This is a genomic window from Nioella sp. (assembly GCF_965215655.1).
GTDB lineage: Bacteria > Pseudomonadota > Alphaproteobacteria > Rhodobacterales > Rhodobacteraceae > Nioella.
This window is the reverse complement of sequence record NZ_OZ244111.1, coordinates 839,132-862,541: the sequence shown is the minus strand read 5'-3', so window position 1 is coordinate 862,541 and position 23,410 is coordinate 839,132. Positions and strand designations below refer to the sequence as shown.

General features: G+C 62.4%; 24 protein-coding genes. 14 read left to right on the top strand and 10 right to left on the bottom strand.

All coding sequences use genetic code 11. From position 1 onward, the window contains the following. Positions 1–18: 18 nt before the first annotated feature. Genes ACOOEX_RS04405 through ACOOEX_RS04395 form a run of 3 tightly spaced genes read left to right on the top strand, consistent with a single transcriptional unit; the run spans position 19 to position 2,130 of the window. Entirely contained in the window at positions 19–702 is a 684-nt protein-coding gene (locus tag ACOOEX_RS04405; RefSeq protein WP_420397299.1) for a TerB family tellurite resistance protein, read from the top strand. A 5-nt stretch (positions 703–707) separates the two neighbouring features. Further along, positions 708–1,760, top strand: coding sequence for an endonuclease/exonuclease/phosphatase family protein (locus ACOOEX_RS04400; RefSeq protein ID WP_420397298.1), 1,053 nt, complete (start codon positions 708–710; stop codon positions 1,758–1,760). 40 nt (positions 1,761–1,800) lie between these two features. Beyond that, positions 1,801–2,130 (top strand): AAA+ family ATPase, encoded by a 330-nt coding sequence (locus ACOOEX_RS04395; RefSeq protein ID WP_420397297.1) that lies wholly within the window; start codon positions 1,801–1,803, stop codon positions 2,128–2,130. 1 nt (position 2,131) lies between these two features. Here the strand turns inward: ACOOEX_RS04395 and ACOOEX_RS04390 are convergent, their stop codons facing one another. Continuing rightward, positions 2,132–2,446: a hypothetical protein gene (locus tag ACOOEX_RS04390; protein ID WP_420397296.1), complete on the bottom strand. Its 315-nt coding sequence runs from the start codon at positions 2,444–2,446 to the stop codon at positions 2,132–2,134. Between the two features lie 162 nt (positions 2,447–2,608). Between ACOOEX_RS04390 and ACOOEX_RS04385 the strand changes: the two genes are divergently transcribed. The 3 genes from ACOOEX_RS04385 to ACOOEX_RS04375 are packed head-to-tail and all read left to right on the top strand — an operon-like array spanning position 2,609 to position 5,147. Further along, the gene (locus ACOOEX_RS04385; RefSeq protein ID WP_420397295.1) at positions 2,609–4,444 is read left to right on the top strand and encodes a M3 family oligoendopeptidase; all 1,836 of its coding nucleotides are present in this window, start codon (positions 2,609–2,611) and stop codon (positions 4,442–4,444) included. Beyond that, on the top strand, positions 4,441–4,917 hold the full coding sequence (locus ACOOEX_RS04380; protein WP_420397294.1) for a GNAT family N-acetyltransferase: 477 nt from the start codon (positions 4,441–4,443) through the stop codon (positions 4,915–4,917). Before ACOOEX_RS04385 ends, ACOOEX_RS04380 begins: the two co-directional genes overlap by 4 nt. A 5-nt stretch (positions 4,918–4,922) precedes the next feature. Then, positions 4,923–5,147: a hypothetical protein gene (locus ACOOEX_RS04375; protein WP_420398321.1), complete on the top strand. Its 225-nt coding sequence runs from the start codon at positions 4,923–4,925 to the stop codon at positions 5,145–5,147. Positions 5,148–5,290: 143 nt separating this feature from the next. Here the strand turns inward: ACOOEX_RS04375 and ACOOEX_RS04370 are convergent, their stop codons facing one another. The 5 genes from ACOOEX_RS04370 to ACOOEX_RS04350 form a co-directional block, all read right to left on the bottom strand. Beyond that, positions 5,291–5,560 (bottom strand): DksA/TraR family C4-type zinc finger protein, encoded by a 270-nt coding sequence (locus ACOOEX_RS04370; RefSeq protein WP_420397293.1) that lies wholly within the window; start codon positions 5,558–5,560, stop codon positions 5,291–5,293. Between the two features lie 59 nt (positions 5,561–5,619). Continuing rightward, positions 5,620–7,323, bottom strand: a complete 1,704-nt coding sequence (locus ACOOEX_RS04365) for a tryptophan halogenase family protein (protein WP_420397292.1) — start codon at positions 7,321–7,323, stop codon at positions 5,620–5,622. An 89-nt stretch (positions 7,324–7,412) separates the two neighbouring features. Further along, positions 7,413–8,381 (bottom strand): Gfo/Idh/MocA family protein, encoded by a 969-nt coding sequence (locus ACOOEX_RS04360; protein ID WP_420397291.1) that lies wholly within the window; start codon positions 8,379–8,381, stop codon positions 7,413–7,415. 86 nt (positions 8,382–8,467) lie between these two features. Continuing rightward, positions 8,468–9,364 (bottom strand): RNA polymerase sigma factor RpoH, encoded by an 897-nt coding sequence (gene rpoH / locus ACOOEX_RS04355; RefSeq protein WP_127557356.1) that lies wholly within the window; start codon positions 9,362–9,364, stop codon positions 8,468–8,470. Positions 9,365–9,541: 177 nt separating this feature from the next. Continuing rightward, positions 9,542–10,576, bottom strand: coding sequence for an RluA family pseudouridine synthase (locus ACOOEX_RS04350; RefSeq protein ID WP_420397290.1), 1,035 nt, complete (start codon positions 10,574–10,576; stop codon positions 9,542–9,544). A gap of 13 nt (positions 10,577–10,589) precedes the next feature. Here ACOOEX_RS04350 and ACOOEX_RS04345 point away from each other — a divergent pair, with 13 nt between their 5' ends. Continuing rightward, positions 10,590–10,883 carry a DUF6476 family protein gene (locus ACOOEX_RS04345; RefSeq protein WP_420397289.1) on the top strand — a complete coding sequence of 98 codons (294 nt, stop codon included), beginning with the start codon at positions 10,590–10,592 and terminating at the stop codon, positions 10,881–10,883. Here ACOOEX_RS04345 and ACOOEX_RS04340 read toward each other — a convergent pair. After that, the gene (locus tag ACOOEX_RS04340; protein WP_420397288.1) at positions 10,880–11,920 is read right to left on the bottom strand and encodes a tetratricopeptide repeat protein; all 1,041 of its coding nucleotides are present in this window, start codon (positions 11,918–11,920) and stop codon (positions 10,880–10,882) included. The genes ACOOEX_RS04345 and ACOOEX_RS04340 overlap by 4 nt on opposite strands. A 264-nt stretch (positions 11,921–12,184) precedes the next feature. Between ACOOEX_RS04340 and ACOOEX_RS04335 the strand changes: the two genes are divergently transcribed. The 5 genes from ACOOEX_RS04335 (at position 12,185) to ACOOEX_RS04315 (ending at position 17,757) form a co-directional block, all read left to right on the top strand. Continuing rightward, a complete protein-coding gene (locus ACOOEX_RS04335; RefSeq protein WP_420397287.1) occupies positions 12,185–13,621 on the top strand; it encodes a UbiA family prenyltransferase in 1,437 nt (478 codons plus the stop codon). Then, positions 13,618–14,043 (top strand): GtrA family protein, encoded by a 426-nt coding sequence (locus ACOOEX_RS04330; protein WP_420397286.1) that lies wholly within the window; start codon positions 13,618–13,620, stop codon positions 14,041–14,043. Before ACOOEX_RS04335 ends, ACOOEX_RS04330 begins: the two co-directional genes overlap by 4 nt. Further along, complete coding sequence (locus ACOOEX_RS04325) at positions 14,043–15,365, top strand: FAD-binding protein (protein ID WP_420397285.1); 1,323 nt, start codon at positions 14,043–14,045, stop codon at positions 15,363–15,365. Before ACOOEX_RS04330 ends, ACOOEX_RS04325 begins: the two co-directional genes overlap by 1 nt. Next, positions 15,362–16,096, top strand: a complete 735-nt coding sequence (locus tag ACOOEX_RS04320) for an SDR family oxidoreductase (protein ID WP_420397284.1) — start codon at positions 15,362–15,364, stop codon at positions 16,094–16,096. Before ACOOEX_RS04325 ends, ACOOEX_RS04320 begins: the two co-directional genes overlap by 4 nt. A 206-nt stretch (positions 16,097–16,302) precedes the next feature. Then, the gene (locus ACOOEX_RS04315; RefSeq protein ID WP_420397283.1) at positions 16,303–17,757 is read left to right on the top strand and encodes a hypothetical protein; all 1,455 of its coding nucleotides are present in this window, start codon (positions 16,303–16,305) and stop codon (positions 17,755–17,757) included. A gap of 121 nt (positions 17,758–17,878) precedes the next feature. On the opposite strand, the gene ACOOEX_RS04310 is transcribed toward ACOOEX_RS04315, so the two are convergent. Together ACOOEX_RS04310 and ACOOEX_RS04305 are read right to left on the bottom strand one after the other, a co-directional pair. Beyond that, on the bottom strand, positions 17,879–18,874 hold the full coding sequence (locus ACOOEX_RS04310; protein ID WP_420397282.1) for an SUMF1/EgtB/PvdO family nonheme iron enzyme: 996 nt from the start codon (positions 18,872–18,874) through the stop codon (positions 17,879–17,881). Positions 18,875–18,897: 23 nt separating this feature from the next. After that, positions 18,898–20,655, bottom strand: coding sequence for a hypothetical protein (locus ACOOEX_RS04305; RefSeq protein WP_420397281.1), 1,758 nt, complete (start codon positions 20,653–20,655; stop codon positions 18,898–18,900). 273 nt (positions 20,656–20,928) lie between these two features. Between ACOOEX_RS04305 and ACOOEX_RS04300 the strand changes: the two genes are divergently transcribed. Together ACOOEX_RS04300 and ACOOEX_RS04295 are read left to right on the top strand one after the other, a co-directional pair. Beyond that, positions 20,929–21,423: an Lrp/AsnC family transcriptional regulator gene (locus ACOOEX_RS04300; protein ID WP_420397280.1), complete on the top strand. Its 495-nt coding sequence runs from the start codon at positions 20,929–20,931 to the stop codon at positions 21,421–21,423. A gap of 107 nt (positions 21,424–21,530) precedes the next feature. Continuing rightward, on the top strand, positions 21,531–22,640 hold the full coding sequence (locus ACOOEX_RS04295; RefSeq protein WP_420397279.1) for a saccharopine dehydrogenase family protein: 1,110 nt from the start codon (positions 21,531–21,533) through the stop codon (positions 22,638–22,640). 166 nt (positions 22,641–22,806) lie between these two features. On the opposite strand, the gene ACOOEX_RS04290 is transcribed toward ACOOEX_RS04295, so the two are convergent. Further along, on the bottom strand, positions 22,807–23,409 hold the full coding sequence (locus tag ACOOEX_RS04290; RefSeq protein WP_420397278.1) for a DUF2478 domain-containing protein: 603 nt from the start codon (positions 23,407–23,409) through the stop codon (positions 22,807–22,809). Position 23,410: the final 1 nt, after the last annotated feature.

Below are 23,410 nucleotides of genomic sequence, written 5' to 3'. Positions count from 1 at the left end.
TCGGGGTAAAAGCCCCCCATGTCCCTATGGTCCCGTATCAGTGACGCGCTAGCGGCCCTCACCTCCGGTGAAGGGCTTGGCGCCATGTTCGACAAGCTGCGCAAGCCGCCGGAACTGACCGTCGGCTTCGCGATTGCCGTGATTGCCCTTGGCGCGAAGATGGCCAAGGCCGATGGCCTGGTCACCCGCAACGAGGTGACCGCCTTCCGCGAGGTCTTCGCCATTCCGCAGGCCGATGAGAGATCGGCAGCGCGCGTCTTCAATCTGGCACGAGAGGATGTGGCCGGGTTCGAGGACTACGCCCGCAAGATCGCCACAATGTTCGAAGCCGACAGCGCTGTGCTGACGGACCTGATGGACGGGTTGTTTCACATCGCCGTGGCCGATGGCGAATATCACCCCGCCGAGGATGCCTTCCTTGAACGGGTGGCCGAGATCTTCGGCATGTCCAAACGCGAATTCGCGGCCCTGCGCGCCCGCAACGTGCCGGATGCGGATCCCGACCCCTACACGGTTCTGGGGGTAGACCCGGCCATGTCGCTGGCAGAAATCCGCAAGGTCTGGCGACGGCTGGTGGTCGAAACCCATCCCGACCGGATGATGGCGCGCGGGGTGCCGGAAGAGGCCGTGCAACTGGCCCAGACCCGGCTTATTGCCATCAACAAGGCCTGGGAAGAGATCGAAGCCCACCACGGGAGCTGACCTCCATGCGCATCGCCACCTATAACGTGGAATGGTTTTCCAATCTCTTCGATGACGAGGGGAAGTTGCTGGAGGACGGGCAGTGGTCCGGCCGTCAGGATGTCACGCGGGGCGAGCAGCTTGCCGCCCTGGCCTTCGTGTTCAAACGTCTGGATGCCGATGTCGTTCTGGTCATCGAAGCGCCCGACAGCTCACGTCAGCGCAATGGCAGTCTCGCCCTTGAGGGCTTCGCCGCCTACGCTGGCATCCGCGCGCGCAAAGCGCTGATCGGCTTCGAGAACCACACGCAGCAGGAAATCATGCTGCTTTACGATCCTGATGTTTTGAGTGCCGTCCATGATCCGATCGGTGAGGAAACGGGCAAGAAAGGGTCCCGCATCGCCCCCCGCTTTGACGGAACCTACCGCATCGACCTGGATATCGACGCCACCGAGGATCTGGTGACCTTCTCCAAACCGCCGCTTGAGGCGCTGATCGACAGCGATGAAGGCACGTTCCGGCTGATCGGGGTGCACGCCAAGTCCAAGGCGCCCCATGGCGCGCGCAACCGCGATGAGATGATGCGTCTGGCCATCGCCAACCGGCGCAAGCAACTGGCGCAATGTATCTGGCTGCGGGAACGGGTGGACCATCACCTGGACATGGGGGATCCGCTGATCGTGGCTGGTGATTTCAACGATGGTCCGGGTCTGGATGAATTTGAGCGGCTCTTTGGCCGGTCGGGGCTGGAAATCGTACTGGGCACCGATCTGGACCTTGAGGACCAGTTGTATGATCCGCATGCGGAGCAGGCGTTGCAATCGCGGCTCGGGGCACAACCCACCACAGCGCGGTTCTATATTCGGGATGAGGATCGCTTCCTGACGGCGCTGCTCGACTACATCATGGTCAGCCCGGTCCTGCGCCCTTTCAGCGGAAACTGGCGCATCTGGCACCCGTTCGAAGACCCGGCCTGCTGGCGCGATGAGACCCTGCAACGGGCGCTGCTGCTGGCCTCGGATCACTTCCCGGTCACGATGGAACTGAATGGGCCATTTCCCGCTCCCGTCAGCGGCTGACCCCTTCAAACCGGGGCCATTCGCGCTTATCTTATGGGGCATGAAACACGTCATTCCCTTTGCCCTGATCCTTGCCTTCGCCAGCCCTGCCACCGCGCAGGACACCGGTGAAGACAGCAATCTGCGCGAAGGCTGGGGGCTGCTGTCAGAGGGCTCGCGGCTGATCCTTGAAGGCCTGGCCGAGGAGATGCGGCCTTTCGTGGATGAGCATCTATTGCCCATGATCGCAGAGCTTGGCGCGTTGATTGACGACGTCGCAATGTACGAACTGCCCGAACGGCTGCCCAATGGCGATATCATCATCCGCCGCCGTGTTACTGAGCCGAACAGCGAATTCGCCGATCCGGTAGATGAGCCCGTCGACCTCTAGATCAATACCCGTGGTCTTCTTCGCCCCGGCGTTCGTTGCGCAGATATTCCTCGACAGCCTGCTGGCAGTCTTCATCCGTGCACTGAACCCGGGTGCTGCCAACAATGACATAGCGGCGGGTTTCCTGACGGTCGTCATACTGGAAATCAATATCAAACACATCGTAGGTGGAATTCTCGACGGTGATCTCACCGACCTGTCTGCGCCCAGTTTCAAAACTCCGCACCTGGAAGATGCTTGAATCTCCACTAGGTCCGCTGTCGCAGGCCGTCAGTAGTGATGTGGAAACGAGGGCACAAATAAGAATACTCCGCATAGAAAACCTCCCGTTAGATATCGTGAGATAGGTCCGCGCGCCTGATTGCCTGCCACTAAGTCCATTAAGCATCAATACTCCTCGCAAGGCAAGAAGCGGCCATTGCCAAAGCGCGCATCAAACCGCATATCGATGGGAACCAATGTCCAAAGAGGTATCTTGATGTTCCGTATCCCCACCGATCCCGATCCCATTCTCCGCGATGCCAATGCCGGTGGAGGGGCCGATAATCTGGGGGACCTGCCGGAATGGGACCTGAGCGACCTCTACCCCGCCACCGACGCACCCGAGATTGACCGGGACAAGGAATGGCTGGCCGGGGAATGCGCCGCCTTTGCTTCGGACTATGAAGGCAAGCTGGCCGAGCTGACGGCAGACCAGATGCTGGAGGCCGTGCAGCGCTATGAAAAGATCGACCTGATTGCCGGGCGGCTGATGTCCTTCGCCGGCCTGCGCTATTACCAGCACACCACCGACCCGGAACGCGCGCAGTTCATGTCGAACATGCAGGAGGCGATTACGATCGCAACCACCTCGCTGGTTTTCTGGGGGCTGGAGTTCAACCGGCTGGAGGATGCGCATTTCGAGGGGCTGATGGCCGCCAATGCCGATCTGGCCCGCTATCGCCCCATCTTCGACCGGATGCGCGCGATGAAGCCCTACCAGCTGTCGGACGAGTTGGAAAAATTCCTCCACGATCAGTCGATGGTTGGGGCGGCTGCGTGGAACAAGCTCTTTGACGAAACCATTGCCGGGCTGACATTCGACGTGGACGGCGAAGAGCTTGGCATCGAGGCCACGCTGAACCTGCTGACCGACCAGAACCGCGACAAGCGCGAAGCGGGTGCGCGGGCGCTGGCTGCAACTTTTGGTGAACGGATCGGGCTCTTTGCCCGCGTCCACAACACGCTGGCCAAGGAAAAGGAAATCGAGGACCGCTGGCGCAATCTGCCCTCGCCCCAGATGGGCCGACACCTGGCCAACCATGTGGAGCCCGAAGTGGTGGAGGCGTTGCGAAACGCGGTTGTCGCCGCCTACCCCCGCCTCTCGCATCGCTACTATGCGCTCAAGGCAAAGTGGCTTGGCCTCGACACGCTGGAAGTCTGGGACCGCAACGCACCGCTGCCGATGGAAGATGACCGGCTGGTGCATTGGGAGGAAGCGCGGAAAGTGGTGTCAGAGGCCTATGCGGATTTCGACCCGCGAATGGCGGAACTGGCAGAACCCTTCTTCACCGATGGCTGGATCGACGCCGCCGTGAAAGAGGGCAAGGCACCCGGCGCCTTCGCACACCCGACTGTCGCGGACGCCCACCCTTACGTGATGCTGAACTATCTCGGCAAACCGCGCGATGTGATGACGCTGGCGCATGAGCTTGGCCATGGGGTCCATCAGCGGCTGGCCGCCGGTCAGGGCGAATTGCTGTCCTCCACCCCGCTGACGCTGGCGGAAACCGCGTCCGTCTTTGGCGAGATGCTGACCTTCCGCAAGATGCTGGGGCAGGCAAAGAATGACGCCGAACGCAAGGTGATGCTGGCGGGCAAGGTCGAGGACATGATCAACACCGTCGTGCGCCAGATCGCTTTCTATGACTTCGAGTGCAAACTGCACGCCGCCCGCGCGGAAAGCGAACTGACGCCGGATGACATCAACGCGCTGTGGATGTCCGTGCAGGCCGAAAGCCTGGGGCCGGTCTTCAACTTCATGGATGGGTATGAAACCTTCTGGGCCTATATCCCCCATTTCGTGCATTCGCCCTTCTACGTCTATGCCTATGCTTTCGGCGATGGCCTCGTGAACGCGCTTTACGCGGTTTACGAGGAAGGCGGCGACGACTTCCAGGAGAAGTATTTCGACATGCTGAAGGCAGGCGGATCGAAGCATCACAAGGAACTGCTCGCACCCTTTGGCCTTGATGCCAGCGACCCGGCTTTCTGGGACAAGGGCCTGTCCATGATCGAAAGCTTCATCGACGAGTTGGAGGCGATGGAGGGGTGATCACCATCGCCGACCTGCCGTGGGACCGGGTGGATGAGGTATTGCACCTTGCCCTCGGTCCCGGTCAGGCAGATTTCGTGGGGGCCATCGGCGACATGGTGAAAGACCCCCTGCCCACGCGTGATTTTCATGTGGTGCGAGAAAGTTCGGAGGTGGTCGGCTTTTTCAAGATCGACCGGGACTATGCGCCAAGTCACGACTTCGCCGAGCCCCATGGCTGGGGCCTGCGCGGGCTGCTGATCGGCGCGCAATATCAGGGCCGGGGTTTTGGCCGCGCGCTATTGGCGGCCTTGCCCGGCTATTTGGCGGGGCGCTATCCGGGGCAGGCACTCTATTACCTCACCGTCAATTGCCGCAATACGCGGGCCCATAACGCCTATCTTTCCGGGGGATGGACTGATACCGGCGGGCTCTACCACGGAGGCAGCTCCGGCCCGCAAAATATCCTGAGGCTGGAGACCGCATCACTGTGAGCGACATGCAAAGCAAATGGGCCGCGATCCGCATGCGGATGAAGCGGGGGCTGGTCTGGATACGGGCCAATGTGCCACCTGGGTTGCGGTTGGTGCTTGGTCTGCTGCTGATCGTCGGGGGCGTGTTCGGCTTCCTGCCGGTGCTCGGGTTCTGGATGATCCCGCTTGGGATTGCGGTGGCGGCACTTGATATCAAACCGCTCTGGCAGGCGCTGACGCACCACCGGTAGGAATGCCCCACTCATTCGAGACCGAGCCAGCCCCTGTCCGTGCAGCTGTCGCGCCCGTCTAAACCGATCGCAAACGGGTAGGCCGGGCGGCGGGAAAACTCTTGCAAGAATTTTTCAAGGATCTTCAAAGATCCTTCCACCGCCTATTTCAACTGGCTGTTTTTCGATCCCCGCCGGTTGATCCCGCCGCGCGCCCTATGGGCCCCGTCCCGCTCCTGCTGACAGTCGATGCAGAGCTTGACGCCCGGAATGGCCATGCGACGCTTCTCCGGGATGTCCTCTTCGCATTCCGCACAATGAGTCAGGCTTTCGCCCTGCGGCTGCGCGCGGGCCTGCATGCGCTTCAACTCGTCCTCGATCGAGGCTTCGATCTGTTCCGACACCGCGCCGTCGCGCGCCCATCCTCCGGCCATGTCCTTGGTCCATTCCTGACTGAGGCAGGCAGAGGATATCAGAGACCGCCTATGTGCCGCTAGAGCAGGCTGACCGATCCATCCTCGTCGTCGTTCGCGGCCCGGGCCGGGGCGGGTGCCGGCTTTGGGTTGCCAATCGGCACTCGCGGCGGCGGCGCACCGGGCAGGCCGACGGTCGGCTGGTTCAGCGCAAACTGCGGGGCGGGTTTCGGCTTGGGCAGCTCGCCACGCAATTCCCGGATCAGCGTGTGATGGTCTGCCATCTTGGTCACGACCTGCCCGAAGGTCGCCTCGGCCTTTTGCAGATAGCCCTGCCACAAATTAGCCGGCAGGTTTCCATTCCTGCGGAACGATGGCGCCGGGTAATCGGTGTTGTAGACCTGCTTGCCGAGCAGAACCGCCTGATAGGTCGCGTAGCTGAACAGAACCTCGGTTTCCAGGTCGAGCGGTCCCGGCACGGCGTAACGCCACAGCTCCAGGTTCTCGGCCAGCCGGTCGGGCACCTCCAGCTCTTCGCGCGCGTCGATCCAGTACTGGCTGTCGGTCCGGTTGCCGAGCGCGTAGTGCAGGCAGATGAAATCCCGCACCTCGTCATAGAGCTTGCTGGTCAGCTTGTTGTAGCGATCCCGCAGGGGCTCCGGGTAGCTCTTGTCGGGGAAGTAGCTCGCCAGCCAGCGGATCGACATGTCGATCATGTGGATGGCGGTCGATTCAAGCGGCTCGATGAAGCCGCCCGACAGACCCACGGCGACAACGTTCTTGACCCAGGCATTGCGGTTGCGCCCGACCCGCATCGGAATGACGCGTGGCTCCACCCCGTTCCAGGTGTCGCCCAGATGCGCGATGAACTCGTCCCGCGCTTCTTCATCCGTGCGATGCGCCGAGGAATAGACATAGCCCGTCCCGATCCGGTTATAGAGCGGCACCCGCCAGACCCACCCGGCCCCAAGCGCATAGCTGCGGGTCAGCGACGGGATCTTCGTCGGGTCGGAATGCGGGATCTGCACCGCCATCGCCCGGTCATTGGCGAGGAAGTTGGAATAGGAAATGAAGGGCTCTTTCATCACCTCGTTGATGATCAGCCCCTTGAAGCCGGTGCAGTCGATGACAAGCTCGGTCTCGTGCCGCCCGGTCTCGGCCAGTTGCAGCGCGCTGACATAGCCGTTTTCGTCCTGCTCCACATGCACCACATCTTCCTCGATATGCTGCACACCCCGGGACTTGCAGATGTCGCGGATCATGTTGGCGAAGCGCCCGGCATCGAGGTGATAGGCGTGACCGACGGGCATGGCATACGCCTTTTCACCCAGGGGACGCGGCCCCTTGAACGCCTCACCCAAGGCGACCGCAGGCGAGAAACACTGGATGAAATCGCGCTTCCCTGCCCCGTATTGCAGGTAGTAATCCGCCAGATCGACCCCCGCGATCACCTGCGGATGGGCAAAGGGATTGACGTAGTCGATCTGCTTGCCGTTCCGATCCACGTTCCAGTTGGCAAACAATACCCCAAGTTTGAACGAGGCATTGCAGGTCTTGAAGAAATCTTGTTCGGAAATGCCCGCCATGCGCAGGGTGCGCAGCATGTTGGGGACGGTCGCTTCGCCCACGCCCACGGTCGGGACATTGGGCGACTCGATCAGGGTGATCCTCATCTTCGCGTCGGGTCGGGTCAGGTCGCCGAAGTTGCTTTGCAGGATCAGCGCGGCCATCCAACCCGCTGTACCGCCGCCGACAATGGTTATGGATTTAATCGGTTCAGACAAAACGAACTCCCCCAATCGGTCTGAATTCACCAAGAGACTAGGGGGAATTTTCGTTTGAGTCCAAAACAACCATGGCTGAGGCTGAGATCCTACGCCATCTCACCTGCGAAGGCGGCCTCCAGCGCGGCTTGTGTGCCCCGGGAAAACTCCAGCGGCACCGGGTAATCGGCCCCCTCGCGGATCGTGCGCCCGAAAGCTTCCACCTGATTCACATATTGCCGGGCGGACGGGAAACGGTGCAGGCGTTCCTCTCCATCCGCACGCACGATGCGGACCGACGCTTCCCGATGCACGACGGGATTGAACGGGGCCACAAGCTCTATGAAGCCGCCGGTGCCGTGATAGGTGACCACCTGCCGATTGGGGGCTTCCATGCTCATGTAGATGGAACAGGTCGCACCGCCGAAATTGGCCCAGATCCGGGCCGACACATCGACGCCGTTCTGCCAGCCGAAACGGGATTGCACGTTTTCGGGCTCCTGTCCCGTGACCAACCGGGCCGACCCGAGCGTATAGACCCCGATATCGCGGGTCACGCCGCCACCGGTTTCGGGCCGCATGCGGATATTGCCGGTATCGGTCAGGCGGAAGGTGAAATACCCGTCGATATGCAGCAATTCGCCGATCTCCCCGCCCTGCACCAGATCGCGCACCATCTGCCATTGCGGGTGATGGGGGATCATATAGGCCTCGGCGATCAAGATCCCGGTTTCATCGCGCAGCGCGATCAGCCGGTCGATTTCGTCCAGCTTCATCGCAATGGGCTTTTCCGTCAGCACATGCTTTCCCGCGCGGGCGGCCTTTTCCGTCCAGTCCACATGCAGGGCATTGGGCAGCGGGATATAGACCGCGTCGATGTCAGGATCCGCAAGCAACGCGTCATAGCTGTCATGAATGTGCAGCCCAGGGGCCAACGCGGCAAATCCAGCCGCTTTTTCCGGGCTGGAACTGGCCAGCGCAGCGAAAACCGCGTTTTCGGCATCATGGATGGCCGGTGCCATTGTGGTCCGGGCGAAATTCGCGGCGCCAAGCACGCCCCAACGGATCGGATCAGTCATATCGGTCATCTCCCTGTTAGCGCGAACAAGACCACAAAAAAGGCCCGCCGAAAAGGCGGGCCGTCACTGATTGACTGGAGTTTTCCTCAGGCCGTTTCAAGAACACCCTGTTCCCGCGCCAAGTCGCGCATCCGTTTTTGCAGCTTTTCAAAGGCGCGTACCTCGATCTGGCGGATACGTTCGCGGCTGACATCGTAGACACTCGACAGATCTTCCAGCGTCACCGGTTGATCCTGCAGGCGACGTTGCGTCAGGATATCCCGCTCACGCTCGTTCAGGACCTCCATCGCCTCTTCCATCAGGGCGAGGCGGTGCTGCATCTCATCCCGCTCGGCATAGTCACCGGCCTGGTCGGCATCCTCGTCCTCCAGCCAGTCCTGCCACTGGGTCGCGCTGTCGCCCTCGGTGCCGATCATAGCATTGAGCGAGGCATCGCCGCCGGACAGTCGCCGGTTCATGGAAACCACCTCGGTTTCGGTCACGCCCAGATCATGGGCGATCCGCTCAACATGTTCGGGCCGCAGGTCACCGTCTTCCAGCGCGCCGATGCGGGCCTTGGCCTTGCGCAGGTTGAAGAACAGCTTCTTCTGCGCGCTTGTCGTGCCAAGCTTCACCAGAGACCAGGACCGCAGGATATATTCCTGGATCGAGGCGCGGATCCACCACATCGCGTAGGTTGCCAGACGGAAGCCCTTTTCGGGGTCGAACCGCTTCACCGCCTGCATCAGACCCACATTGGCCTCGGAAATCACCTCGGCCTGCGGCAGACCATAGCCGCGATAGCCCATGGCGATCTTGGCGGCCAGACGCAGGTGCGACGTCACCATCTGATGGGCGGCCTCGGTGTCTTCGTGGTCCACCCACCGTTTGGCGAGCATATATTCCTGCTCCGGCTCCAGCATCGGAAACTTGCGGATTTCCTGCAGGTAGCGGTTCAGGCCCTGTTCCGGCGACGGCGCCGGGAGATTTGCATAACTGCTCATGTTTTCGGATCTCCTGTTCGACATCCTCAGATGTAAATCTGATTAACTTAAATTCAAGATGGGAACGTAAACAAAGCCATTCAAGAGGCCTGTCCACGAATTCCTGACGACATTACCCCGTGAGGCTCACGCACCGCAACGCATGTTACAGGGTTTTCACGTGCATTTGCGCACAGTTTAGCGGGCAGTTTCGCGAAGTTTTTCAAGAAGCGTCGCCATATCCTCGGGCAGAGGCGCCTCGAAGCTCAGATGCTCGCCGCTGACCGGGTGGACAAAACCAAGCGTTGCGGCGTGCAGCGCCTGCCGGGGAAAGTTGTTGAGCTCCGCCGCCAGCGCCTCGCCCATCACCTTCGGGGCCACCTTGCGCCGCCCGCCATAGGTCTGGTCGCCAATGAGCGCGTGGCCCGCATGGGCGAGATGCACCCGGATCTGATGGGTGCGGCCGGTTTCCAGCCAGCAGTTGATCAGGGCCACTGCGCCGAAGCCTTCCTCCACCCGCGCCCGCGTGACCGCGTGGCGGCCGCCGGAAAACAGCACCGCCTGCCGCTGCCGGTCGGTCTTGTGACGCGCGAGCTGCGTGGTGATCTTGAGGATCCCGCCCATCTCGAAACTCGTGCCCCGCACTCCGCGCAACCGGGGGTCGGATGCATCGGGTTCGCCATGGCACAGCGCCAGATAGTGCCGGTCGACCGTGTGTTTCTCGAACTGCGCCGCCAGCCCGTGATGGGCGCGGTCGGATTTCGCCACGACCAGCAGGCCAGACGTATCCTTGTCGATCCGGTGCACGATGCCGGGGCGTTTTTCGCCGCCCACACCAGAGAGATTGCCACCGAAATGATGCAGCAGCGCATTGACCAGAGTACCCGATGGCGTGCCGGGGGCGGGGTGGACCACCATACCCACGGGCTTGTTCACCACGATCAGGTCGTCGTCCTCATATAGGATCTCCAGCGGGATATCCTCTGGCAACGTCGCCACATCGGCGGCCTCTTCGACCGTGATCTCGACCAGATCATCCTCGACCAGCTTCGCCTTGGCATCCGTCACCACCGTGCCGTTCACGCGCACCATGCCGTCCGCGATCAGTTTCGCCAGCCGCGACCGGCTCAGCGACGCGTCCTCTGGCACATCGCGGGCCAGTGCCTTATCAAGGCGCGGCGCAGGGTCCGGGCCGATACGGACCGAGACGATCTTGGACGAAAGGCCGGACATGCAGGACGCTCCGATGACAGAAGACGACAAGGACCCGCTGAACCTGAGGGTGCTGCGCATCCTCGTGACGGTCCTGACGGTGGTGATGATTGTCGGGCTGATAGCGGTCGTGATCACCTTTGTCACCCGTTTCCCGGGTGGCGATGGTGTCAGCCTGCCCGATCAGGTGATATTGCCCGAGGGCGTGCGCGCCAGTGCGATCACCATGGGAGAGGGATGGTATGCGGTCGTGACCGATGACGACCGCATCCTGATTTTCGACCGCGACAGCGGCGAATTGCGCCAGAGCGTCGAGATCAGCCGTTAATCGTCCAACGCTGCCGCTGCCGCCCGCGACATCGGGCCGATCTGGCCGTCAATCGCGCCCTGATACAGCCCACGCTCCCGCAGGATCACCTGGAAGGCCATTGCGGTGGCGCGATCCCAGGGCGGGGTGTAACCGCCGATCCGCCCGCGTAGGTCGTCAATATCCACGTCGCCGGTTTCCAGCGCCTGCACATAGAGCGCCGCCGCCTGTTCCGGATCGGCCTCAACCCCGCGCCCACGCTCATAAAGGAAGCCAAGCGCCGCTATGGCATCGGGCAACCCCGCCTCGACCGCGCGTTCGGTCCAGCGGAACTGCTGGTCTGCGTCGCCGGTGCCGGGGCCATCGAGTTCCGAGTAGATGCGTGCCAGGTCCAGCACCGCCTCGATATTGCCCTGCTCGGCGGCCATGGACAGGTAACGCGCTGCCTCGTCCCGGTTGGGGATGCCGAGCGACTCATCCTCGCCACCCGGAATGCCGTCGCCGGTCAGATAGGTCTGGCCAATCCGGTACTGGGCGAAGTGATAGCCGCCATCCGCCGCGGCGCGCATCAGTTCCACCATACGGCCCGTATCGCGGGGCACACCTGCCCCGATCCGATGCAACAGCCCGAGCGTCATTTGCCCGGCCGGATCGCCCCCTTCGGCGGCAGCAGCGAAATATTCCGCCGCCGTATCGGCATCGCGCCGCAACGGACCGATTCCAAAGAGATGATAGTCCCCCAGCTTGGTATTCGCGGCGGCAAGACCGGCGGCGGCGGCGGCTTCAAAGGCTGCAACCGCCTCTTCATGATCGCCATCGGCCTGCCGGATCGCGCCGATATGGAACAAAACGACCGGATCCTCGCTGCCTTCGGACAGTGCCTGCTCGCAATGAGGCGTGGCTTCGGCCAGGGCGGCCTCCAGCACGTCCTGTGCTTCAGGGCTGACCGGCACCCCGGCATTTGGCACACCAGCCGTCTCGGCACAAAGCGCGGCGGCATTTTCCGGCGCAGTTTGAGCGGCAAGCGCCAGCGGGCTGACAGACAGAGCCAGGGTCATGGCAACCCCAGGCAGCGAAGACAAAAGCGAAATTTTCATGGCAGCGGACCGGTTTATGATTGAAATACAGCTCAAACCCTAGCCAATTCGCCCCCTTCCTGTCGACCGTCTTACCCCAAGCTTTCCAAAGAAAACCACAGAAACGGCTGGCCAATGCCTTAACCCTATGCAAGCTTTTGCATGCCTTATAAAATTCAACGAAACGCAGAGCAGCACGGCACGGGGACTTAAAGGCAGGCCCAAGCCGGGAAGATGAACGGGAAGATGCGCGATTCCGGCACCAAAGACAGCGTTCTGGTCGTCGATCTGGACGGGACCCTTTTGCGGTCCGACATGCTGTTCGAATGTTTCTGGGCCAGTGCCGCGCGCAACTGGCGCACGCCGATCATTGCTGCCAAGGCCCTGTCGCAAGGCATCCCGGAACTGAAACGCGCGCTTGCCGAAACCGCCTGCCCCGACATTGCCCGCCTGCCCTATAATGCCGAGGTCATCGCCCATATCGAGGCCTGGCGGGCCGAGGGGGGCAAGACCGCGCTGGTGACGGCATCGGACCAGATCCTTGCCGATAAAATCGCCGCGCATCTGGGCCTCTTCGACGAGGTCTTCGGGACCGAACCCGGCAACAACCTGAAGGCCGAGCGCAAGGCCGAGTTCCTGGACAACCACTACGGCCCCGGCGGATATATCTATGTCGGCGACAGCCATGCCGATCTGAAAGTCTGGTCGCGCGCCAAGGCTGCCGTGACAGTGGGCGCGACGGGTGGCTTCCGCGCCAAGGTGGCAGAGGTGAACGTCGATGTCACCCATCTGAGCCCGCCCGAGCCCTTTATCATCCCGATCCTGAAGGCCATGCGCCTGCATCAGTGGCTGAAGAACGTCCTTGTCTTCATTCCGGTCATGGCCAGCCAGTCGCTCGGGCTGGCGAGCTTTCTGCAATGCCTGCTGGCCTTCGTCGCTTTCGGGTTGGTGGCCTCTTCCGGCTATGTGCTGAACGACCTGCTGGACCTTGGCCCCGACCGGGCGCACGCCCGCAAATGCCGCCGCCCGATGGCCTCTGGCCGGTTGCAGGTGCCACACGGGACGGTGCTATTCCCCGTATTACTGCTCTTGGGTCTTGGCACCGCCGCGACGCTGAGTGCGACCTTCCTGGGTGTGATTGCCTTCTACTTCCTGATGACGATGAGCTATTCGCTCTGGCTCAAGCGCAAGGTGATCGTCGATATCTGCGTGCTGGCAGGGCTTTATACCTTGCGCATCGTGGCAGGCGGAGTTGCCACCGGTATTCCGCTGTCACTGTGGCTGCTGGCCTTCTCGATGTTCTTCTTCTTCTCGCTCGCCGCCGTCAAACGGCAGGCTGAACTTGTGCACTTGAAGTCGACCGGGCAGGAGAAAGCCGCAGGGCGGGGCTATGGGCTGGAGGACCTGCCGATCATCACCCAGATCGCCACCAGCTCGGGCCTGCTGTCGGTGCTGGTTCTGGCACTTTATATCAACACGCCGGACATCCGGGAAAACTACCTGTCTCCCACCTATCTGTGGGGGGTCTGCGGGTTGCTGCTCTTCTGGGTCACGCGCATGGTGTTCGTCACCCACAGGGGCAAGATGGATGATGACCCCATGGTCTTCGCGGTAACGGACCGCACCAGCCAGGCGACCTTCCTGGCCATGCTGGCGCTGGCGGCGGGGGCCCTGTTCCTATGAGCCCGACCACCCTGGCCCTGCGCTATGGCGCCTTCGCCGTGATCGCGACCGTGACCAATCTAAGCACGCAACGGATCGTTCTGGCCTTTGGGGACAGCGGGACCATGTTCGCCTTGGCCGTCGCCGCCGGAACGCTGGTCGGGCTGGTCGTAAAATACGTGCTCGACAAGCGCTGGATCTTCTTCGACCAGTCCACCGGGGTGAAAGCCCATAGCCGCAAATTCGCGCTCTATACCGCCATGGGGCTGGTCACCACCTGCATCTTCTGGGGGTCTGAAACCGCCTTCTGGCTGATCTGGGGCACCGACCTGATGCGCGAACTGGGGGCCATCCTGGGGCTGATGGTGGGCTACGTGACCAAATACATGCTCGACCGGCGCTTCGTCTTCACCGACGACCGGTTGCAGGCTGAGGGGGTGTGATGCAGCTATCCGGCTGGGGCAATTTCCCGAAACGCACGACGCAACTGACCGCCCCGCGGACCGAGGCAGAGGTCGCCGCGCAGATCGCCGAGGGCCGCGCCATCGCACGCGGCAACGGGCGGTCCTATGGTGACAGCGCCATTGGCGCGGCGCGGACGCTCGACATGCGCGGCTTTGACCGGATGCTGTCTTTCAACGCCGCCACTGGGCAACTGGTGGCAGAGGCGGGCGTGATGCTGTCCGACGTGATCGACAGCTTCCTGCCGCGCGGCTGGTTTCCCATGGTCACGCCGGGCACCAAGCTGATCACCCTGGGCGGCGCCATTGCGGCGGATGTTCACGGCAAGAACCACCATGTCGAGAGCAGCTTCCGCGCCTGTGTGGACTGGATCGACCTGATGGGGCCGGATGGCTCCGTCACACGCTGTTCACGCGACGAAAACCCCGCACTGTTCGGCTGGACCATCGGCGGCATGGGGCTGACCGGCATTATCCTGCGCTGTGCGATCCGGCTTCGGTCGGTGAAATCCGGCTGGATTCGCCAAACAATGATCCCGGCGGCCAATCTCGACGAAGCGATCACCGCATTTGAAGACAACATGGCCGCCACCTATTCCGTCGCCTGGATCGACTGTGCCGCCAAAGGTGCGGCGCTTGGCCGGTCGCTGGTGATGTTGGGCGAACATGCGGAACCGGGCGAAGTTCCCGCACGCTACCGCGCCACCCCTTTCAAAGCGCCCCGCCGCCGCAAGAAAACCTTCCCGATGAACGCACCGGGTTTCGCGCTCAACCCGCTCTCGGTACGGGCCTTCAACGCGCTCTATTACTGGAACGGATCACGACAGGAGGGCCAGCAGATCGTCGACTGGGACGGGTATTTCTACCCGCTCGACGCGATCCTGAAATGGAACCGGCTTTATGGCCGCAAGGGATTCATGCAGTTTCAATGCGTGCTGCCGCAGGCCAGCGCCCGCGAGGGGCTGCACCGGCTGATGTCGGCGATTTCCGAGTCAGGACAGGCCTCGTTCCTGTCGGTCCTGAAACGCTTCGGTCCGCAAGACAGCCCCTTTTCCTTCCCGATGGAGGGCTACACGCTGGCGCTCGACTTCCCGCGCCATGCCCGCGCCATCGCCCTGATGCCGGAGCTGGACGCGATCACGCTGGATCATGGCGGGCGGTTCTACCTTGCCAAGGACAGCCGTGTTCCCGCCGACACATTCGCCACCGCCGACCCCCGCGCCGCTGCATTTGCACAATGGCGCAAGGAAAACGGCCTTGCCGACGCCTTTGCCTCGGCCCAATCTGAAAGGCTTCACCTGTGACCCACCCTGTTCTGATCCTCGGAGCCCGGTCCGACATGGCCCGCGCCACCGCCCGCGCCTTTGCCGCGCTCGGCCATCCCATCCAACTGGCTGCCCGCAATGCGGATCGTCTGCAGGCGGAGAAGGCCGATCTGGAAACCCGCTATGGGGTCGAGGTGACGCTTCACGACTTCGACGCGCTTGATGTGGAGGGGCACGAGGGCTTCGTCGATGGCCTGCCGGTTCTGCCACGCATCGCGGTTTGCGCTGTGGGCACAATGGGTGAGCAGGAGGAAAATGAGAAAGATCCGGCCAAGGCGGTCGCTGTCCTGCGATCCAATTTCGAAGGCCCTGCGATCGTTTTCGGAATTCTGGCGGACCGGTTTGTGAACCGTGGTTCGGGCACATTGGTGGGAATCAGTTCCGTCGCGGGCGACCGTGGTCGGGCCTCGAATTACGTCTACGGATCGGCCAAGGCGGGCTTCACCGCCTTCCTGTCGGGGCTTCGCAACCGGTTGGCCAAGCAGAACGTGCACGTGGTGACGGTGAAACCGGGCTTCGTGAACACCGCCATGACCGCCCATCTGGACCTTCCCGCAAAACTGACAGCCGAGCCGGAGGAGGTAGCGCAGGCCATCGTCAAAGCCGTGGAAAAACAGCGTAATATCATATATGTACGGCCAATCTGGTGGCTGGTGATGTCGATCATCTGCGCGGTGCCCGAGATGGTTTTCAAGAAGACGAGTATCTGAAGGGCGAACCCAGACCCATTTTGCACGCGCAGAAATTCGCTCGCAGTCGCGGCAAAACGGCAGTTTTCCGCCGCAATTGTGGCGGGCCTGCCATAATCACTCTGGCATTCTTGTTTCGTTAAAAATGTGGGTGTATCCATTTTGCCATGAGGGACAGATATTTTGACCTGCTGGGACAGCGGGCCGTTGACAGTAAACCTGCGTTCATGGAATCGCCCGCAGCCGTCATTGCGACGCTTGCGGCCTCTGCGCTTGTCTGCGCGACGATCCTGACACTCACGGTCACCAAGATCGCGCCTGCGGTCCGGCTCGCCACTCTGGGCGTGGAACCGGCGCGCGTGGAAATCCCGCAGGCAAGCCTCGGCGCTCTGCCTGTGACCGACACGATGGGGCACTCCATCGCCGGGGCCGATCAAGGACCGGAACGACTGATGCCGACCGCGCTGCCGCCTATGGCACCCGGCCGCGACTACGTGTTGGCCGATCCGGTGATCGAGCCGCGCCCGCAAGACCCTGCCCCGACCATTATCGCAGGCCGCCCGCCGGTTGAGGCCGTGCCACGCCCCGCCCATATCGTGGCGCTGGCCGCCGCTGCCCGTAGTTTCACCGACCCCGCCAATGTCGCCTCGCTGCGCCCGGAACAACGCCCCTTCGATCGCGCCGTTGAGGAAGCCGTCATCGAACTGGCCGTTGCCTCTCCGCTCGCCACCAGCATCAGCCCGCGCCCTGCGGCGCGCCCCGCCGATCTGGATGTAACGCCAAGCCCGACTCTCGTGGCCCGCGCCACCGACCCCACCGAAACCGTGACCCTCGCGGCGCTGACCCCGGACGAACCCGCCGCACTTGGCCCCGCCTTCGACCGAAGCGCCAACGCCTGCACCCGCCGCCTGTCGCGCGAGATCCCGCGCCGGGCGGGCAGCGCTGCCGGCGGACAGGCGTTCATCGCCTCGCTTGAAAACGTCTCTGGCACCACCCGCGACGCGGCGATTGCCCGCGAAGTGCTGCGCGGCAATGTCCCTGCCTTCCTGCGCGATCTGGCCCCCGTCACCTTCACCGGTGTCCTGCCCAATGGCCGCAGTGCCCAGGTCACCATCTGCGTGACGCCTGACTATCTGGCCGTCGGCAGCGACAGCGACTTTGTCCGCGTGCCGCTTGGCCTGACCGCCGCCGCGCGCATCGCGGAAGAGTTCAACATGATGCTGCCCACCACCCGTATGGTCGACGCGATCTATGCGCAGGCCGACCTGCGCCTGTCGCCCTCACCGATGACGCCGGGCTCGCAGATGTCTTCGACCACCTATTTCATGCGCCACAACGCCACCGTGGAAGGCCAGCGCCAGAACGCGGGCGGGCGTCTTGGAATGCTGGTCTCGGGCCACAAGAAGGATCTCGTGCTGACCAACCGCCTGTCCAGCGCGCCGGGCCGCGTGGCGATCTATGGCTGGCACCGCCCCGGCGGCAACCCGATCCAGCCGCTGTCTACCGTGCATGGCGCTGAATATGCCGATTACAGCCACGGCATCCGCCTGGTCAGCCGCACTGCCTTCGTCAATGGCCGCGCCGTCGACCTGCAGGATCTGCTGATGGACGGTACCTATGCGGGCCTACTGAATTCCGACGGCCCGATCGGACGGCCTGCGATCCAGATCGCCTCTCGCTGATCCCCAAACAACCGAGCAGACATGCGAAACCCCGCCCTCACCCGGCGGGGTTTTTCATGCGATGCGCCCTCAGGCGTGGCGGGTGGGTGGGTGGGGCCAAGGCTGAGAGCGTTATCTCCTGTCAGTTCACATCATGGAAACAACGGAACCCGAGGTGGTAATTCCGATGGCTCGACGGCGACATCACCCGGCTGCCATGCCAGAACGGTGCCCGCCAGCGCGCCCAATGTTCATGCGCGCGGACCGTGTCCCAGATGAACCAGCTGCCCTTCATCTCGGTCACGCCAAGCGTCGTGGATCCCCGGCTTGCCATCTGATCAGGCGACAGCGGCAGGTTCATGTGTTCCGCCGCATTGCCGTCGATGTCATAGGCGCCAAGCGGGCTGTGGCATTGCGGAAAAGACCCCGCCGGATAGGTGTTCGACCCGCAGCCGGTGAAGCTGCCGCCATTGCAGCTGGCCGATTTGAAACTGCCGGTGGCACAGACCCCGGACCGCCAGGGGCCGATACTGTAGGTGTTGCGGGTGTGCGCCCATTCCGCGTTGTGCCAGGCACGCATCGCCTGCGGGCTGCCAAGGTCAAAGCGATAATCAGGCTCCAGCAGCGCACCCGCCGCCGCGCCTTCCCATTCATGGGCATCGCCGATCCGACCACCTTCGGCAGCGCAGAGCATATGCGCCTCGTTCGCGCGCACCCAGACCACCGGGTAGACCATGGGAATGTTCGGGTACTCGAACATATCCACGCAGACCTCGGCATCCTCGGGGCTTTCGGTGGCAGGATCATAAAGCGGCGCACGATAGGGCCCGCCACAGATCCGTTCCCACCTGGCGTTGCGATAGCTCTGCTGCACGCTGGCGACCGATCCGCCGATCCGTGCCGCCGCCTCCTCGGGCGTCATGGCGTGGCGCGTGACCGCCGGATTGCCCTGCCCGATATAGGAGGAGCCTGCAAAGATTTCGCGGATGCGGCGAAGCTCGGCATTCGACACGCCGCGCACCTCCCGCATCTGCTGGAACATCTGTTCGTTGAGCTCCTGCAGCGTCTGAGCGCCCCCCGCCCCGGCGCCCATGACGCCAAGAACAAGGGCCATCAGGGTTCGGGTCAGGTATCTCATGGGGGCGCTCCTCGGGCTTGGGGTTACTCTCGTCTCAGCAGGTAGAAGAAGTCACGGTTGTCGGCGAAGCCCACGAAACGCGGGATCGTGCCGTTGCGCGTGTCCTGATCCACATGGCTCATGCCGCTGACCAGATGTTCGGCCTCGATCCAGTCGTCATCCTCGGCCTCGGGGTAGAGCGCCATATAGGTGTGCTCCTGGCTGTTCATGTCCATCAGCATCGCATAGTCGCAATGATAGGCCTGGAACGTCCGCGCCATGGCCGAGGGCGTGGCAGTCGAGAAATAGGCATAGATCAGGAACTGCCGACCATCGACCTCGCGCAAACACGATCCGGCGCGCAGGGTGCGCAGCTGTGCATCGGCAGAGCCGGACCAATTGCCCGCGCCCCATTGGGTGACACGATCGCCCGGCACGCTTTCGCCGGTTTCCGGATCGGGGTGGATCAGCGGCACACCGTTCTGGCGGGCAAAGCGCAGATGCGGCAGCAGTTCCTCGTTCAGCTCCTCGGTCCAGGTGGTCATGCCGAAGGTGCCGTCATTGGTGACATAGATGGTCGACAGGCCCGGCCACAGGCGGCTCAGTACCGTGCCGTTCACGAGGAACCCGTAGTGGTGGCCGTGGTTGAAGGTCGCCATATCCCCGTAGCGGAAGGCCCCATGGTCGCGCTTGTAGCCCCCGGTAAAGGTCGCCGCGACCCGGTCGGTCAGCGAAGGGCTGAGCATACCCACCATGACCAGCGGATCGGGCGAACTGATCCCGTCAGGTCCGGGGATCGACCAGTCACGCCCCGCCCCATGCGGGCGGGAGGACCATTCGAAACCGGGGTGGTCGGTGCCAAGCTCATACCCGATTTCAAACTCGCGCATGTCGAAGGCCACCAGATAGACATTGGCGCCGCGTTCCACCCCGTCGAGCCAGTTGGTCTCGCCCGAGCGGTTCAGGATTTCATCGCTGATCATGCCGGGCTGCATCATGCTGGCGTAGATGCCGGGGGCGTCCTCAACCTGATACCAGCTGCCAGCTTCCATGCCGCCCTCGGCGCCCACAAGATCGAAACCGGGGGCCGCGCGCATCACCGGGAAGCGGCCCAGATTGGCCTGCCCGAGCGCTTCGACCACGGCACCGGGATCTTCGGATTCAGCTTCGTCAGAGCTTTCCAGATAGGCGTCGCGGAACAGCGTGCCCTTGATCAGGTTCACGATGGAATCGCCGAAGAGCACGTTTTCGCGCAGGAACTCGGCAATCGCTTCACGCGTGGTGCGCGACCCGGACACGCGGTTGCGCAGATACATGGAGCTGTCACAGATCGGCGCATATGGCAGCGGTTCGGCGCGGGCTTCTTCCAGCTCTGAGCTGCGTCCTTCCCAAGGCGCGCATTCCACCTCATCCCCGTCATTCTCGATCAGGATGATCGGATCGTCGCCATCCATTTCCAGAGAGATCTGCCAGAAATCCGGCGCGGCGTTTTCCAGGTGATAGTAGCGCGGGCGGGACATCTCATCGCTGTCCACGCGCAGGATGAACCATGCGTTCACCGTCGGGTTCATGGAGGTCAGGGTGACCTCCAACCCGTCATCCCCGGTCAGGGTCATTTCGTTACGGAACGGTTGCAAGGCGTAGATCGACCCCGGCGCATCGGAGTTATAGACCTCCATCTGCGCGGCAAGCGTCTCTTCGTCGGGCAAGCCGATACCGTTGGCAAGGGCGGGGCCCGACAATGTGAATAGAAGGGCCGAAAGCCCGGTCGCCGTCAGCGCGCGATATCCTGTGAATGTCATTCCGTCTAATTCCAGCTCCAAAATGTCCGGTCCCCGGCAGCTATCAGACCCCGTCCCGATCCATAACAGCCTTGATTTTCCGAGTCTTTATGCTGCAACGAATCCCGTCGCCGCGCAATGGCAGCATTCCATGACTTTTCGGGGATGCCCACCTCACGAATGCGTGAGGATCGGGGCCCTCGGCATCCCCGCCTCCATCGTTGCCAAAGGCATTGACATTTCGGTGAAACTCGTCAGCTTTCCGGCATTTCATCGGCTGAAATGGCAAAATGCATGCGCGATACACTCGACAAGCGGATCATACGGGAACTTCAGCGCAACGCGCGCGACTCCACTTCCAATATCGCGCAGGCACTTGGCGTGGCCCGATCCACGGTGCATGAACGCATTGCCCGAATGGAGAAGGATGGCACCATCGCAGGCTATTCCGTGGTGCTGTCCCGCAATCCCGGCGAGGAAACCGTTCAGATCCTGATGATGCTGGAAATCCGTCAGCAGGACACGCGCAAGGTCTTGCAAAGACTGAACACTTACCCTGAAATTCAAGTTGTTTTCTCAATCAATGGAGAGTTCGACCTGTTCCTGTCGGCAGAGGCCCCGCGGGTGGAAGACCTCGACATACTGATCGACGAGATCGGAGAGATTCCCGGGGTCGTCCGTACCACAACATCCGTGGTCTTCGGACGCCGCATTGACCGCCGATCCGATGAGACGGCAGAGCGGATTTTCCGCCAGATGCAGGCCATGTCGACACTCGACGCTGACTGACCCGTCATTTTGACGGAAAACCCCCGATCCGCGAACATTCGGCAGAGGACGACACGATACGTCCTGCCTCAGGCTTTGGAAAAGGACCCAAAGCAGGAGGCTAAATCGTGCGCAACTGGAACGTTTGCATCGTGGGGGCAGGGAAGATCGGCACAATGATTGCCGAACTTCTGAAAGCATCGCCCACCTATTCCGTCACAATGGTCGATTCCGAATTCGCGAATCTCGCGCCTTTCCAGCAGGCGGGGTTCAAGGTGGCACAGGCCGATGCCGGGGATCAGGCCGCTCTGACACGCGCGTTCGATGGGTTCGACGCGGTGATCAGCGCTGCGCCCTTTTACCTGACCCCCACCATCGCCGCCGCCGCCAAGGCCGCGGGCGCGCATTATTTCGACCTGACCGAGGACGTGGCCGCGACCGAGGCCGTGCGGGAGCTGGCGAAGGACAGCAAAACCGCCTTCATGCCGCAATGCGGGCTGGCGCCGGGCTTTGTCGGCATTTCCGGCGCGCATCTGGCGGCACAGTTCGACACGCTGGACACGCTGGCGCTGCGGGTGGGGGCGCTGCCGCTCTACCCTACCAATGCGCTGAAATATAACCTGACCTGGTCCACCGACGGGCTGATCAACGAATACTGCAACCCCTGCGACGTGATCGAGGGGGGCGAGCGGATCAAGGCCGCGCCACTGGAAGCGCTGGAGGATTTCGGCCTCGACGGCGTGGATTACGAGTGTTTCAATACATCGGGCGGGCTTGGCACGCTGACGGAAACCCTGTTGGGCAAAGCGCGAAAGGTGTCTTACCGGACAATCCGCTATCCCGGTCACCGCGCCATCATCAAGATGCTGCTGCAAGACCTGCAACTTGAAACCCGCCGCGACCTGATGGGGCAGATTTTCGAGACCGCCCTGCCCCGCACCGATCAGGACGTGGTGCTCATCTTCTCAACCGCCACGGGCTGGATCGACGGCGAATACCGTGAGCGCAGCTTCGTCAACAAGTCGCTGGCCGGTCAGGTGAACGGTAAGACCTGGGGCGCGATCCAGCTCACCACGGCGGCGGGCGTAACGGGCGTGATGGACCTGATGCGCCAGGGCAAGCTGCCCGCGCAAGGCTTTGTCCGGCAAGAGGACGTGCGCCTTGAAGATTTCATGCAAACCGAATTCGGCCGCTACTTCGGCAAGGGGGAACTGACCCGAATGGTCAGCGCCGCCTGAAACACGCTCCGTCCGGCCGAGATTGCATGCCGCAAGGCGTATCGCTCCTGCCGGATGGAATCTCAGACCACACCTGCCCTAGCATTGATGACCAAGGGCAGGATGGCTTTGTCGAAAGCTTCAAAGGCCGGATGCGACAGCGCTGATCCCCGCAACCGCCCGCCCACTATGCGAGATGATGACTCCGCGCGTCGGAGGACTGCCCAACCTGCGCCGATCGGCGCAAACCCAACCGGGCTTCTGGCGTGGCGGGATGAATGCTCGGTGGCAGGTCAATGGCCATCGCAAGCCAATCGTAAATCGGGTCGTCGGATGGATCCAAACGAACAGCCTCGCTGCCGGCAAATTCCATGAATGCTGACAAGTTGAGAGAGTTGACCCCAACGAGAACCGGAATCTGAAGATCCAATGCGCGGGCGATGGTGGTTCGAAAGCCGCGCCCCTCGGCTTCATGCTTGCCGAACTTGTTGATGATCAGGAGGTCAACATCAGGACCGAGCCGCGCCTCTACCAGGCCCACGGCGGCTTCCAATGCGGCAGGGTCCAGTCTGCATCCCTTCGAGGCTGATCCTAGATCCTGCGAGATCCGCAGTTCCGGTCCATCAGGCAGGACACGCACATCCATGGCGCAGGGGCCACTGGCCCGATCGGTGTTAATCTGGACCGTGCCACAGGATCTGACCCCTTGCGAAGCGAGCGTGGTGGCCAACCGGGATAGCAGCAGGTCTGTGTCCCCTCTGCCAGGTGCCATGGTGTAGGCGATGTTCATG

Coding starts and splice junctions, on each gene's coding strand:
- ACOOEX_RS04300 (WP_420397280.1), top strand. CDS start 20,929: ATGCGCGATACACTCGACAAGCGGATCATACGGGAACTTCAGCGCAAC.
- ACOOEX_RS04345 (WP_420397289.1), top strand. CDS start 10,590: ATGACAGAAGACGACAAGGACCCGCTGAACCTGAGGGTGCTGCGCATC.
- ACOOEX_RS04305 (WP_420397281.1), bottom strand. CDS start 20,655: ATGACATTCACAGGATATCGCGCGCTGACGGCGACCGGGCTTTCGGCC.
- ACOOEX_RS04370 (WP_420397293.1), bottom strand. CDS start 5,560: ATGGCCGGAGGATGGGCGCGCGACGGCGCGGTGTCGGAACAGATCGAA.
- ACOOEX_RS04310 (WP_420397282.1), bottom strand. CDS start 18,874: ATGAGATACCTGACCCGAACCCTGATGGCCCTTGTTCTTGGCGTCATG.
- ACOOEX_RS04350 (WP_420397290.1), bottom strand. CDS start 10,576: ATGTCCGGCCTTTCGTCCAAGATCGTCTCGGTCCGTATCGGCCCGGAC.
- ACOOEX_RS04360 (WP_420397291.1), bottom strand. CDS start 8,381: ATGACTGATCCGATCCGTTGGGGCGTGCTTGGCGCCGCGAATTTCGCC.
- ACOOEX_RS04325 (WP_420397285.1), top strand. CDS start 14,043: ATGCAGCTATCCGGCTGGGGCAATTTCCCGAAACGCACGACGCAACTG.
- ACOOEX_RS04330 (WP_420397286.1), top strand. CDS start 13,618: ATGAGCCCGACCACCCTGGCCCTGCGCTATGGCGCCTTCGCCGTGATC.
- ACOOEX_RS04315 (WP_420397283.1), top strand. CDS start 16,303: ATGGAATCGCCCGCAGCCGTCATTGCGACGCTTGCGGCCTCTGCGCTT.
- ACOOEX_RS04335 (WP_420397287.1), top strand. CDS start 12,185: ATGCGCGATTCCGGCACCAAAGACAGCGTTCTGGTCGTCGATCTGGAC.
- ACOOEX_RS04290 (WP_420397278.1), bottom strand. CDS start 23,409: ATGAACATCGCCTACACCATGGCACCTGGCAGAGGGGACACAGACCTG.
- ACOOEX_RS04375 (WP_420398321.1), top strand. CDS start 4,923: ATGCAAAGCAAATGGGCCGCGATCCGCATGCGGATGAAGCGGGGGCTG.
- ACOOEX_RS04390 (WP_420397296.1), bottom strand. CDS start 2,446: ATGCGGAGTATTCTTATTTGTGCCCTCGTTTCCACATCACTACTGACG.
- ACOOEX_RS04395 (WP_420397297.1), top strand. CDS start 1,801: ATGAAACACGTCATTCCCTTTGCCCTGATCCTTGCCTTCGCCAGCCCT.
- rpoH (WP_127557356.1), bottom strand. CDS start 9,364: ATGAGCAGTTATGCAAATCTCCCGGCGCCGTCGCCGGAACAGGGCCTG.
- ACOOEX_RS04385 (WP_420397295.1), top strand. CDS start 2,609: ATGTTCCGTATCCCCACCGATCCCGATCCCATTCTCCGCGATGCCAAT.
- ACOOEX_RS04405 (WP_420397299.1), top strand. CDS start 19: ATGTCCCTATGGTCCCGTATCAGTGACGCGCTAGCGGCCCTCACCTCC.
- ACOOEX_RS04340 (WP_420397288.1), bottom strand. CDS start 11,920: ATGACCCTGGCTCTGTCTGTCAGCCCGCTGGCGCTTGCCGCTCAAACT.
- ACOOEX_RS04400 (WP_420397298.1), top strand. CDS start 708: ATGCGCATCGCCACCTATAACGTGGAATGGTTTTCCAATCTCTTCGAT.